Origin of the sequence: Pseudomonas resinovorans NBRC 106553 (assembly GCF_000412695.1) — a bacterium.
Classification (GTDB): Bacteria; Pseudomonadota; Gammaproteobacteria; order Pseudomonadales; family Pseudomonadaceae; genus Metapseudomonas; species Metapseudomonas resinovorans_A.
The window spans coordinates 4,483,100-4,496,289 of record NC_021499.1 but is presented as its reverse complement, the minus strand read 5'-3'; the positions used below and the strand labels follow the sequence as shown (position 1 = coordinate 4,496,289).

At 67.9% G+C, this 13,190-nt stretch carries 7 protein-coding genes; 4 read left to right on the top strand and 3 right to left on the bottom strand.

Features of this window, described 5'->3' with window-relative positions:
* Positions 1-299: 299 nt before the first annotated feature.
* Positions 300-2,852: a nitrite reductase large subunit NirB gene (nirB, locus tag PCA10_RS20310; RefSeq protein WP_016493955.1), complete on the top strand. Its 2,553-nt coding sequence runs from the start codon at positions 300-302 to the stop codon at positions 2,850-2,852.
* A complete protein-coding gene (nirD, locus tag PCA10_RS20305) occupies positions 2,852-3,223 on the top strand; it encodes a nitrite reductase small subunit NirD (protein WP_016493954.1) in 372 nt (123 codons plus the stop codon). The genes nirB and nirD overlap by 1 nt, the downstream gene beginning before the upstream one ends.
* 317 nt (positions 3,224-3,540) lie before the next feature.
* Here the strand turns inward: nirD and PCA10_RS20300 are convergent, their stop codons facing one another.
* Positions 3,541-3,813 (bottom strand): hypothetical protein, encoded by a 273-nt coding sequence (locus PCA10_RS20300; RefSeq protein ID WP_016493953.1) that lies wholly within the window; start codon positions 3,811-3,813, stop codon positions 3,541-3,543.
* A 170-nt stretch (positions 3,814-3,983) separates the two neighbouring features.
* Positions 3,984-4,643: a gamma-glutamylcyclotransferase gene (locus tag PCA10_RS20295; RefSeq protein WP_016493952.1), complete on the bottom strand. Its 660-nt coding sequence runs from the start codon at positions 4,641-4,643 to the stop codon at positions 3,984-3,986.
* A gap of 293 nt (positions 4,644-4,936) precedes the next feature.
* On the opposite strand from PCA10_RS20295, the gene PCA10_RS20290 reads away from it, so the two are divergent.
* Positions 4,937-5,584, top strand: a complete 648-nt coding sequence (locus PCA10_RS20290; protein WP_016493951.1) for a response regulator — start codon at positions 4,937-4,939, stop codon at positions 5,582-5,584.
* 9 nt (positions 5,585-5,593) lie between these two features.
* On the opposite strand, the gene PCA10_RS20285 is transcribed toward PCA10_RS20290, so the two are convergent.
* Positions 5,594-7,120 carry a sensor histidine kinase gene (locus tag PCA10_RS20285; protein ID WP_016493950.1) on the bottom strand — a complete coding sequence of 509 codons (1,527 nt, stop codon included), beginning with the start codon at positions 7,118-7,120 and terminating at the stop codon, positions 5,594-5,596.
* A 66-nt stretch (positions 7,121-7,186) separates the two neighbouring features.
* Here PCA10_RS20285 and PCA10_RS20280 point away from each other — a divergent pair, with 66 nt between their 5' ends.
* On the top strand, positions 7,187-13,099 hold the full coding sequence (locus tag PCA10_RS20280; RefSeq protein WP_016493949.1) for a peroxidase family protein: 5,913 nt from the start codon (positions 7,187-7,189) through the stop codon (positions 13,097-13,099).
* Positions 13,100-13,190: the final 91 nt, after the last annotated feature.

Below are 13,190 nucleotides of genomic sequence, written 5' to 3'. Positions count from 1 at the left end.
GCCGCAAGGATGGCCGCAGGCCGCGTAGATTCGGGCTTTGGTCAAGGTCCAGGATTGACGGGGATCGCCGTTTCAGCGATCTGGCACAGGCACTGCATAGGCAGGACCAGGCCCATCGCAAAGCGTGTGGTGGGCGGCCCGGCAGATCAATGGCGATCGCTCCCGGGCTGACAGGTGCGTCAGGCAGCGTGGCCCGGCGACACCCATGAACGAACAGGCAAAGGCGCCTGGGACGATAAGTCCCAGGCGCTTTTTTTTTGCCCCCGAAAAACGTGATTGGCTTGGGCCGGGTGCTATCTATGAACACTTCAACTTCTGATGTGCAAACGCTGGTCGTCATCGGCAACGGCATGGTCGGCCACCACTGCGTCGAGCAATTGATCGAACGCGGCGCGCTGGACCGCTATCGCATCGAGGTCTTCAGCGAAGAGCCGCTGCGGGCCTATGACCGTGTGCACCTGTCGGAGTACTTCGGCGGCCGCGATGCCGAATCCCTGGCCCTCGGCGAGGCCAGCCTCTACCAGACCCCCGGCGTGACCCTGCACCTGGGCGTAGCGGTACTGGAGATCGACCGCGAACGCCGTGAAGTGATCACCGCCAACGGCAGCCTGGCCTACGCCAAGCTGGTGCTGGCCACCGGGTCCTACCCCTTCGTGCCGCCCATCGAAGGCGCCGAGGGTGACTCGCGCCTGGTCTACCGCACCCTGGCCGATCTCGACACCATCCGCGCCGCTTCCGCCAACGCCCGCAGGGGCGTGGTGGTGGGGGGCGGCTTGCTCGGCCTGGAAGCGGCCAATGCACTCAAATCCCTCGGCCTCGACGCCCATGTGGTGGAGTTCGCTCCGCGCCTGATGCCGGTGCAGCTCGACGACCAGGGCGGCCAGGCCCTCAAGGCGCGCATCGAGGGGCTGGGCGTGGGCGTGCACCTGTCCAAGGCCACCCAGTCCATCAGCGCCGGTGACGAGTACCGCTACCGGATGAACTTCGCCGGCGAGGACTTCCTCGAAACCGACCTGATCGTCTTCTCCGCCGGCATCCGCCCCCAGGACGCCCTGGCCCGCCAGTGTGGCCTGGAGCTGGGCCCGCGCGGTGGTGTGGCCATCGACGGCCAGTGCCTGACCTCCGATGCCGACATCTACGCCATTGGCGAATGCGCCGCGTGGAACGGCGGCATCTTCGGCCTGGTCGCCCCCGGCTACCAGATGGCCCGCAGCGTCGCCACGCAACTCTGTGGCGACGAGGCCGCCCCCTTCCTCGGCGCCGACATGTCCACCAAGCTGAAGCTGCTGGGGGTGGACGTGGGCTCCATCGGCGACGCCCACGGCGCGCTGCCGGGCGCGCGCAGCTACCGCTTCATCGACGAAGCCACCTCCAGCTACCGCCGCCTGGTGGTGTCGGCCGACGGCAAGCAGGCCCTGGGCGCCGTGCTGGTGGGCGACAACAGCTACTACGACACCCTGCTGCAGTACGTGCAGAACGGCATCAAGCTTCCGGCCGACCCGTCCAGCCTGATCCTGCCTGCGGGCGAGGGCGCACCGGCCCTGGGCGCCGACGCGCTGCCGGCCACAGCCACCGTGTGCTCCTGCCACAACGTCAGCAAGGGCGCCATCTGCTCCGCCATCGACGGTGGCTGCACCGATCTCGCCGGGGTCAAGTGTGCTACCCGCGCGGCCACCGGCTGCGGCGGCTGCGCGGCGCTGCTCAAGCAGGTGGTGGAGCACGAGCTGTCGGCCCGTGGCGTGGCGGTGGACAAGAGCCTCTGCGAGCACTTCGCCCACACCCGCCAGGAGCTCTACACCCTGGTGCGCGTGGAAGGCATCGAGACCTTCGAGGAAATGCTCGCCAAGCATGGCCGTGGCCATGTGGGGTGCGAGATCTGCAAGCCGGCCATCGGCTCCATCCTCGCCTCCTGCTGGAACCGCCCGATCCAGAACCCCTGGCTTGTGCCGTTGCAGGACACCAACGACACCTTCATGGCCAATATGCAGAAGAACGGCACCTACTCGGTGGTGCCGCGCATCCCCGGCGGCGAGATCACCCCGGAGGGCCTGATCGCCATCGGCGAGGTCGCGAAGAAGTACAACCTCTACACCAAGATCACCGGCGGCCAGCGCATCGACCTGTTCGGCGCCCAGCTCCACGAGCTACCGGATATCTGGGGCGAGCTGATCGAAGCCGGCTTCGAAACCGGCCACGCCTACGGCAAGTCCACCCGCACGGTGAAGTCCTGCGTCGGCAGCACCTGGTGCCGCTACGGCGTGCAGGACAGCGTGAAGATGGCCCTGGACATCGAGCACCGCTACAAGGGCCTGCGCTCGCCGCACAAGCTGAAGTTCGCGGTCTCCGGCTGCACCCGCGAATGCGCCGAGGCGCAGAGCAAGGACGTGGGCGTGATCGCCACCGAGAAGGGCTGGAACCTCTACGTCTGCGGCAACGGCGGCATGCGCCCGCGCCACGCCGAACTGTTCGCCACCGACCTCGATGACCAGACCCTGATCCGCTACATCGACCGCTTCCTGATGCTCTACATCCGCACCGCCGACAAGCTGCAGCGCACCTCGGTCTGGCGCGAGAGCCTGGAGGGCGGCCTGGACTACCTCAAGGCGGTGATCATCGACGACAGCCTGGGGCTGGGCGATGAACTCGAAGCACAGATGCAACTGGTGGTTGACCGCTACGAATGCGAGTGGGCCAACACCGTCAACGACCCGGAGAAGCTCAAGCGCTTCCGCACCTTCGTCAACGACGGTCGCGGCGATCCGGATATCCATTTCGTCAACGAACGTGGGCAGATCCGTCCGGCGAAGACGGCCGAGCTCACCCTGATCCCCCTAGCCGAGGAGGTGGTCTGATGGCCCGCCCTAACCTGCAAACCGTCGAAGTTTCCGAATGCTGGCAGAGCCTCTGCGCGCGCCAGGACCTGGTGCCCAACTCGGGCGTGGTGGCCTGGATGGAGGGGGCCCAGGTGGCGCTCTTCTACCTGCCTGGCGAGCAGGAGGGGCGGCAACTGTTCGCGGTGGATAACCACGATCCGCTGGCCGACGCCAACGTCATCGGCCGGGGCATAGTCGGTCACCTGGGGGGCAGCCTGGTGATCGCCTCGCCGCTGTACAAGCAGCACTACCGGCTGGAAGACGGCACCTGCCTGGAGTACCCGGAGCAGCGGCTGCGGGTCTGGCCGGTGCGGCTGGCCGGGGATGTGGTGGAAATCGGGCTGGGGTGAGGGGAAAGGTGGCGGATCGGCTTCTGTAGGAGCGATTTCAATCGCGATCAGGGGCTGCGGGAGCGTCCGGCGGGGCTGAGGGAACGTTCGGTGCGGCTGGGGGAACGGGCCGCTGCGCGGCCCTTCGCGAATGAATTCGCTCCTACTGCAAGCAGGCCGTGCGGATGGCCGCCTGCGGTGCTCGTGATGAAAAGCTCACTGGTGGTGGGCACGGGTGTACATCAGGTAGCTGTAGGATTGGTTGAGCGAAGCGATACCCATGCTGCCCGTGGAAGCTGATGGGTATCGGCTGCCCGCGGTGTGTCGCGTGGAGACGCTCAGGCCTTGCCGCCGCACTGGTGGTGGGCGCGGGTGTACATCAGGTAGGCGTCCATCAGCAGGGCCTCCATTCCTGACAGCAGGGCCTCCTGGCGTATTCGGCCGGCGGCGCCGGCTTCCTGTTCCAGGCGCAGGCGTTCGATCAGGCAGGAAACCTGCACGAGCCGGTAATCGCCCAGGCGCTGGCAGTCCGTGTGGCTGGAGCCACCGTGGACGTCCAGGACGTCGTCGTTGAAGTCGTTGAGGGTGGGGAAGCGGTTGGAAGTGGTCATGCCGTGGGTCCCTCGGATGCGGAGGAAAGGCGAAGTTAGGAGCGCCGAGAAATTACCCAGACCCTTTGTAGGGGTTCAAGGCAGGACAGATGTGCGAATTTTCGTCTTGATAGGTAGGGCTCGTATGGGCGCCAGCCCTCGCCGCGTCGCAATGGCGCGGTCTAGACGCCTTAGCTGAAGCTCAGCGCGCCCTGCTTGCAGCAGCGCACCAGGGCCTCTTCCAGCTTGCGATCGGGCATGGCGTGGGCGCGCAGGATGCTCGCGGTCTTCTCCACGTAGTCGCGGGTGCTGCCGTAGTGGCCGCTGGCGCTGTCGAACACCTGGCGCAGCACGTGGTCCGGCAGGGCGCCGGCGTAGCCGCAGAAGTCGCGCCGCAGCACGAAGCCCAGGGCCTGTACCCGGGGCCCGCCTTCCAGCTGGCAGCTGAGCCATTTCGGCTGGTAGGCCGCATCGGGCATTTCCCGTTGCCAGAGGGCGAACAGGTGCTCTTCCAGCTGTTCCTCCGGCAGCCGATAGGCGAAGCCGGCGCAGGAGCCGCCCCGGTCCAGGCCGAGCACCAGGCCCGGCGTCTGCGGGGTGCCGCGATGGATCAGCGACCACAGGTAGAGCCCCCGGTGATAGCCGTGGACGCGGGCGCGGCGGGTTTCCACCGTGGGGCATTCCGGCCGCCAGATCAGCGAACCATAGGCGAACAGCCAGACCGGGCCGCCCTGATGGCGGGCCATGGTGTTTTCCAGGGAGGCGAGCAGTTCCGCGCGGGTGAGGTGCGTCGGCTGTTCGAGCAGCGGCGGGTAGTGAAGGCTCTGAAGGGCGAGGTCGGGGCCGTGCATGGAGGGCGCTGGGCTCATCGGCGGCTACGCGAGCAGTTTTACCAGTTGTATGGCCGGGCGCGAACAGGCATTCGTCGTCTGGCCGGCGGATTGCCCCACAGTCTACCGCCCGGTCGACAAAACCACACACTCGGCGGGGGATTATCCTTGCAGCGGCGCGATTCCTTCCGGCCCTGCTAAAACTCTGCTTATGCCGGGCGCGCCGCTTCCCGTGGCGTCGCCCGGCGATCTTCCCCCATCGACAGGCTGCCGCCGGGTGGGAAGCTTACTCTTGTGTCGGGGAGCACCTTGTCGTGGACGACATGATCAGGATCGGCATTGTCGATGACCACCCGTTGCTGCGGCAGGGGGTGGCCGCCGCCCTCAGGCGCGTTGCGGACTTCCAGGTGGTGGAGCAGGGCGACTGTGCCGAAGACGCGTTGGCCATCGCCCTGGACCACCGGCCCGATGTGCTGCTGATGGACGTCAACATGCCCGGCGACTGTTTCGCCGCTATCCGTCGCATCACCCGCGAGGCCGAAGGTGTCCGGGTGCTGATGCTGACCGTCTCGGAAAGCGAGGACGACGCCTACGCGGCGCTGGAGGCCGGTGCCTGCGGCTATGTGCTCAAGGGGGTCAGCGGACCGGAGCTGGTCCAGGCGATCCGCACGGTGGCCCAGGGACAGAGCTTCATCACCCCGGCCTTCGCCAGCCGCCTGCTGGGACGCATGCGCCGGCAACAGGAGGTCGCTCGCCACCGCATCGAGCTGACCCACCGGGAAGAGCAGATCATCCGCGAGGTGGCCAACGGCCTGACCAACCGCGAGGTGGCCGACAAGCTGTGCCTGAGCGAGAAGACCGTGAAGTACTACATGACCAACGTCATGCAGAAGCTGCACGCGCGCAACCGCGTGGAGGCAGTCACCGCCGTCCGCCGCCAGTGGGAGGGCGGGGCGCCCTGAGCGGCCGCCTCAGGCGAACGGGCCTTCGATGGGAAAACGCGCCGTGACGCGGGTGCCGGTGCCCGCCGCCGAATCGATGTCGAACTGTCCGCCCAGGGCTTCCACCCGGTAGCGCATCCCCGCCAGGCCGAGGCGCCGACGGCCATCGCCGGCGATTTCCTGGCGGGTGGGGTCGAAGCCGTCGCCACTGTCTCGCACCGACACTTCCAGCAGCCCGTCGCGCACCCCGGCGTCGAGCCGCTGGCCGGCACCCCGCGCGTGCAGCACGGCATTGTTCAGGGCCTCCTGGGCGAAGCGGTAGAGGCAGATCTTCAGTGACATGCTGGCCTGCGCCGGCAAGGGTCCGAGGGCCAGCTCGACCTGGGTGTCGGTGCGCTGTTCGTGGCGCTGCACCAGCAGCCGCAGCACCTGTTCCGGCCCCATCTCGCTGATTTCCGGCACCGCCAGCCCACGGGAAATGTCGCGGACCTCGCGCAGGGCGTCCTGGCCGGCGCTGCGGATGGTCTCCAGGGCGTCGCCCTCCACCGGCTCACCCAGTTCCACCAGACGCTCGCGCAGCTGCGCCAGTTCGTCCAGGCGGACCAGGATCAGGGTAAGCAGTTGGGCCGGCCCGTCATGCAGGTCGGCGCCGAGCCGCCTGAGGGTCAGCTCGCTGATGCGCGCGAACTCCTGGTTGGCGGTGGCGATGCGCCGCTGCAATTGGGCGTTGTCGGCGTGCAGCCGGAGCTGTTCGGCCATGCGCTGCTTGAGCGCCACCTCCTGGCGCTCGATGATCCGCTCGCCCTGGCGTACCACGAAGAACAGCAGCCCGAGCATGGCCAGGGTGGCGGTCCCCATGACGGTCCACACCTGCAGGCGCACGGTGTGGATATCCTTCTCCAGCCGGTCGGCGCGCTCGTAGAACTCGCCCACCGCCACCACCTTGCCGCTGCCGGTCTCCCGCAGGGGCGCGTAGATCTCGTAGAGCGGCACGTTGAGGTTGCGTTCGAAGACGTTCTCTTCCTGCACCAGGTCTTCCAGGTCGGTGACGATATGGCCCTTGAGCGCCTCGTCGATTTCGTCGGTGGGGAACTTGCGCAGGATCACCGACTTGTCGGTGCTGTAGATCACGGTGCCGTCCGGGCGCCAGATCTTCACCGAGGCCACGTGGCGGTTGAGCCCGGTGTTGGTGATCAACCGGTCGATGGCCGCCGCGCTTTCCGGCGGGATGTCGTGGGTTCGCGCGAGTTCCTGGACGAAGGGCTCGAGGAAGCTCTCCATGTAGACGGCGCCGGCCTGCGCCGCCGACTGCACGGCGGCGCGCTCGATACGCTGGCTCACCAGGTTGCCCACCAGGGTCATGGTCAGGCCGAGGATCAGGCTGGCGGCGATGACGAACTGGGTCGAGCGCTTGAGCCGGCGGCCCAGGCGCAGTACCCGGCGCCACCAGGCGTCTGGCTCGTCCGACCTTGGTCCAGGTTCCCCCTCGACCAAGGTCGGGTCCGGGCGCTGGTCCAAGGTCGGCGAATTGGACTCGACCTTTGCATCTGTGGGCATGTGCGGCACTCCTCGAAGCTGTCTCCAGGACCTTGGAAAAGCCCCAACGGGCCACGGGAGACCGCCATGTACAGCCTGAAAAGCTTCACGCTCAACCAGAAGGATATTAGCTTCCTGCTGCAGCAGGTCGCCTTCCCGACCCTGCGGGTGGTGGGGTACGACACCGACGGCACGGCGCTGTTCGGCTACATCGCAGCGGATGGCACGACCCATGTGCTGGGCGCCGACGGCAGCTTCGATCCCCTCGCCATGCCCGCCGGGGAGAGCCTCTGGTACAACGGCGCCCGCGATCCCATCGGCCTGCGCAACGTCTCCGGCTACTTCAACAACCTCACCCACGACGGCCACGCCTGGGGCAGCTTCGGCCAGGACTTCATCCGCCTGACCCTGCCCGACTACAGCCACTACGTGCGGCAGAACGTCGACAACGCCGCCTGGCTGCAGTACCTGGCCAGCCATCCGGATGCCGACATCGCCAACGCCACGCCCTATGCCGATCCTTCCGCCTCGGTGGTGGACTACACCCCGCGCATGATCAGCCAGACCATCGCCAGCGCCGGGGTGGTGTTCGCCCGCGACGCCCAGGGCCATATCCTCCACGACGCCAATGGCGTGGCGGTGGTCAGCGACCCGGGCCTGCTCGGCCAACTGGGCGAGGCCGACCCGACCTCGCCGGACAGCGGGCAGTACTTCATCCGCAACCTCAACACCGTGTCCGGCGACCCCTCGACCACCGGCTGGTTCACCCTGTTCGGGCAGTTCTTCGACCACGGCCTGGACTTCATCGACAAACCCAGCCAGACCGCCACCATCACCATTCCCCTGGCCCCCGACGACCCGCTCTACGGCTCCATCGGCCCGGACGGCCAGCCGGTGCGCTCGATCACCATCCACCGCGCCAGCGTCGGCAGCGTGGATGCCGCCGGCAATCCGCAGTACCGCAACCTGGATTCACCCTACATCGACCAGAACCAGACCTATGGCTCCGACGCCGCCGTGACCCAGCTGCTGCGCGAATGGGTGGCGGACCCGAGCCACCCCGGCCAGTACCGGGCCGGCGCGCGGCTATTCGATGGCACCACCCTGAGCGACGAGGCGGCCTGGACCCTCGATGGCGTGCTCACCCACCAGACCCTGCCCACCCTCGCCGAACTGCGCGCGCACATCGTCGCCACCGGGCGCGACGACCTGACCTGGGACGACCTGGCCAACTTCCGTGTGCGCGACGAGCAGGGACACGTGCTGGACGCCGACCCGAACAGCGCCGGCGTGCAGGCGGTCTACACCCGCGAAGCGCTGCTGCTGGACATGAACCCGCACTTCGACGACGCCCACGTCGACCAGGCACGCCTGGCCGGCCTGGACGCCAACATCGCCAGCGTCAGCTTCGCCCCGGGCAACCCCTACGGCATCGCCATCCACTACCTGGACGGCTCGGTGAAGACCCTGTTCGACCTGGTCGACCCGGCGAACTTCTCCATCCTCGCCGCGCCCGGCAGCGCGGACTACGCCGTGGCCAACGAGCTGCTGCTGGAGTCGGTGGGCGACCACTACATCGCCGGTGACGGCCGGGCCAACGAGAACTTCGGCCTCACCGCCATCCACCACGTGTTCCACGAGGACCACAACGTCCAGCTGATCAACCTGCAGCGGGAGATCCTCCAGGCCGACGTGGGCGTGCGGCACAACTGGCAGGTGGGCGTCGACAACGGCGCCGGCGTCTTCTACACCGACGCCGCCGGCAACTACACGCTCGCGGACGGCCTGACCCTGTCGTGGAACCAGGACCACCTGTTCCAGGCTGCCAAGCTGGCCGTGGAAATGGAGTACCAGCACGTCGCCATCGACCAGTACGCGCGGCTGATCACCCCTGACCTGCCGGAGTTCGTTACCTACGACTCGGGCATCAACGCCAACATCTCCCTGGAGTACGGCCAGGCGGCCTTCCGCTTCGGCCACTCGCAATTGCGGGAAACCATCGACGCCCTGGAGCGCGACGCCAGCGGCGCCTACGACCTGACCGGGGCCATCACCCGCTACGCCCTGGAGCGAGCCTTCCTCGACCCGCAGGGGTATGCCGACATAGGGCCCACCGCCATCGCCCTGGGCATGACCCGCCAGGTCAGCAACGAGATCGACGAGTTCGTCACCCCGGCCCTGCAGCAGGGCCTGCTGGGCCAGCCGCTGGACCTGGCCACCATCAACCTCGCCCGTGGCCGCGACCTGGGCCTGCCCACGCTCAACGCCGCGCGCCAGCAGATCCATGACGCGCTGATCGCCGAGCGGCAGACCCCGGCGGGCAGCCAGCACCACACCAACCTGATCGTCGACGCGCTCACGCCCTACACCAGCTGGAGCGACTTCGCCAACAACATGATCCACCCCGAATCCCTGGTGAACTTCATCGCCGCCTACTCCTTCGACGGCGACGTCGTCCACGCCCAGGCCATCATCGACGCCGACCAGACGGGCACCGATGTCGCCTGGTCCGGCGGCGTGGTCAGCGCCGAGGACGCCGCCCGCTTCCTGTCCAACGCCGCCGACCTGAACGGCCAGTACGTGGCGGGCTCCGACGGCTTCAACCGCATCGACCTGTGGATCGGCGGCCTGGCCGAGAAGCACGTCTACACCGGCCAACTGGGCACCACCTTCAACGCCATCTTCGAAGACCAGATGGAACGGCTGATGGATGGCGACCGCTTCTACTACCTGTTCCGCCTCGACCTCGGCCTGCCGGGCATGACCAACCTCAACGAGCAGGTGGTCACCGAACAGTTCAAGGACATCATCGAGCGCACCACCGACGCCCGCCACCTGGCCGGCGACGTGTTCGGCTACATGGACAGCTACATCGAGCTCAGCTACCAGGACTCCGGCGCCACCGCCACGGCCTACAAGAGCGAGCACAAGTACGGCCGGCTCATCGAGCAGCACCAGGTGGGCGTGTACTCCACCGGTGGCGCCGGCGGCATCGGTGGCAACGGCCTGCTGCTGAACCTGGTCAACCCGGAAACCCACGCCGGCACCACCTACATCCGCGACTACCGCCCCGACCAGGGCGAGAACCCCGATGGCACCGCGGCGGTGGGCTACAACTCCCATGAAGTGGTGGCCGGGACCGACTACGCCGACTGGCTGGATGCCGGCGACGGCGACGACACACTCTACGGCGAAGGCGGCAACGACGTGCTGGACGGCAAGGCGGGCGCCGACCACATCTACGGCGGCACCGGCAACGACGTGATCTACGGCGGCGACATCGAAGACTTCCTCGATGGCGGCGACGGTGACGACATCGTCTACGCCGGCACCAGCGCCGGGGCAATCGACATCGTCATCGGCGGCAACGGCAACGACCACCTGTATGGCGAGGCCGGGATCGACGAACTCTACGGCGGCGCCGGCAACGACTACATCGACGCCGGTGGCGATACCGACCTCGTCCATGGCGGCGACGGCAGCGACGAGATCTACGGCGGCGACGGCCCCGACATCCTCTTCGCCGAGGCCGGCGACGACATCGTGTCCGGCGGCTCCACCGGCGACCAGTTGTTCGGCGGCGAGGGCGACGACATCCTCCTGCCGGGCATCGGTGGCGCGCCGGGGCAGGGCGACGGCGACGAGGCGCTGGGCGACGTGGGCTTCGACATCGCGGCCTTCAGCGACGTCAACATCCAGCTCGATGCGGCCGCCGACCTGAACCAGCAGAACATCGTGGCCGCTCCCGGCACCGGTGTGCTGTTCCAGCCGTTCAACGCGTTGCTGGCCAATATCGAAGGCCTGATGGGCTCGCGTTTCAACGACGCCCGGCCGAATGCGGCCGACGTCGCCAACCCGTTGCCCGGCCTGATCGGCGACGGCGCCGAGAACTGGCTGATCGGTGGCAGCGGCGATGACGTCAGCCGGGGCAACGGCGGCAACGACCTGCTGGTGGGCGACTCCATAGGCCTGGCCGACCTCAACCACCTGCTCGCCAGCCAGGGCTTCGCCCAGCACTTCACCGACCTGCAGGCGGCCCGTCCGGGCTTCGTCCTCGGCGACAACCATGCCGGCGGCACCGCCGATGGCGCCGCCGACGTGGCGGCCTACAGCGGCAACTTCGCCGACTACGGCATCGCCCTGATCAGCGACACCAACCCCGGCAGCAACGAGATCCGTGGCTTCCGCATCACCGACAACCGCGTCGGCGCGGCGAACCTGGACGGCACCGACATCCTCCTGGGCATCGACAAGGTGCGCTTCGCCGACCGCACCGTCAGCCTCGACACCCACAACCAGCCGGCCAGCGGCAAACCGCTGGTCAGTGGCTTCGCCACCGCCCCCTCCACCCCCAGTCGGCCACTGCCGACGCAATACCGCCTGACCGCCAGCACCGTTGCCATCCAGGACGCCGATGGCATTCCCTCCGGTGCTGGCGCGTTCAGCTTCCAGTGGCAGGTACTCTCGGGCGCGGTGTGGATGGCCATCAGCGGCGCGACCACCTCCACCTACGCGCCGCTGGCCACGCAGGTCGGCCAGCAGTTGCGGGTGGCGGTCACCTTCACCGACAACCACGGCAGCGTGGAAACGGTCTACTCCGACCCCACCGAGGCGGTCGGGCGCTTCATCGAAGGCACGTCGTTCAACGACAACGGCCTGGGCGGCTTCCTCAACCGCGCGGCCCTGGTGGGCACCGCGTTCCAGGATGTGATCCTCGGCTACGCCGGCAATGACGTGCTCAATGGCGGCGCTGGCGGCGACCTGCTCGACGGCGGCAGCGGCAACGACAGCATGACCGGCGGCGCCGGCAACGACACCTACGTGGTCAACGGCACCGGCGACGGCGTGATCGAGGCCCTGAACGGCGGCAACGACACCGTGCAGTCCTCGGTCAGCTACAACCTGGCCGCCAACGTCGAGAACCTGGTTCTGACCGGCACCGGCAACATCAACGGCGTGGGCAACGCCCTGGACAACCTGCTGGTGGGCAACGCCGGCAACAACCGGCTGATCGGCCAGGCCGGCAACGACACCGTGGATGGCGGCGCCGGCAACGACACCCTGGTGGCCACCGTGGGCGACGGCAACGACCACTACGATGGTGGGGCCGGCGTGGACACCTACGACCTCTCCGGCACCACCGCCAACGCCAGCGTCGACCTGGCCGCCGGCACCGCCGGCAGCGCGCAGACCGGCAACGACCTGCTCACCGGCATCGAGAACGTGCTGGGCGGCAGCGGCGCCAACCAGCTCACCGGCGACAACGTGGACAACCGCCTGGAAGGCCTGGGCGGCAACGACAACCTGTCCGGCGCCGGCGGCAACGACACCCTGGTGGGCGGCTCCGGCAGCGACAACGCCAGCGGTGGCCTGGGCAACGACCGCTTCGTCGCCAGCCTGGCCGACGGCAACGATGCCTACGCCGGCGGTGGCGGCGTGGACACCTACGACCTCTCCGCCACCGGTGCCGCCGCCGTGGTGAACCTGGCCACCGGCACCGCCAGCAGTACCCAGATCGGCAACGACCTGCTCAGCGGCATCGAGAACCTCATCGGCGGTTCGGGGGCCGACAGCCTCACCGGCGATGCGCTGGCCAACGGGCTCACCGGCGGGGCGGGGCGTGACCTGCTCACCGGCGGCGCCGGCGCCGACACCTTCGTCTTCGCAGCGCTGGGGGATTCGGGAACCGGCAATACCACCAGGGACGTGATCAACGACTTCCAGCAGGGGCAGGACCGCATCGACCTGGGGCCGATCGACGCCCAGCAGTCCGGCCCCGGCAATGCTGGCAACCAGGACTTCAGCTTCCTTGGCCTATGGAACGGTGCCGGCAACGAATTCAACGGACAGGCCCAACTGAAGTTCCATTACGTCAACGTCGGCGGTGTCGAGCACACCTATGTGGAGGGCAACGTGAACAACAACAGCGCCGCCGACTTCCAGATCGACCTCGTCGGGCATATCGCCCTGGCAGCAAGCGATTTCATCGGCGTGGTCTGACGCCATAGCGACCCGGTGCCCCGTGGAGGCGGGGCGCCGGCGTTCCTCCCCACCTGGCGGCGACGAAGACCAGGACACCTTTTGTTGCAAG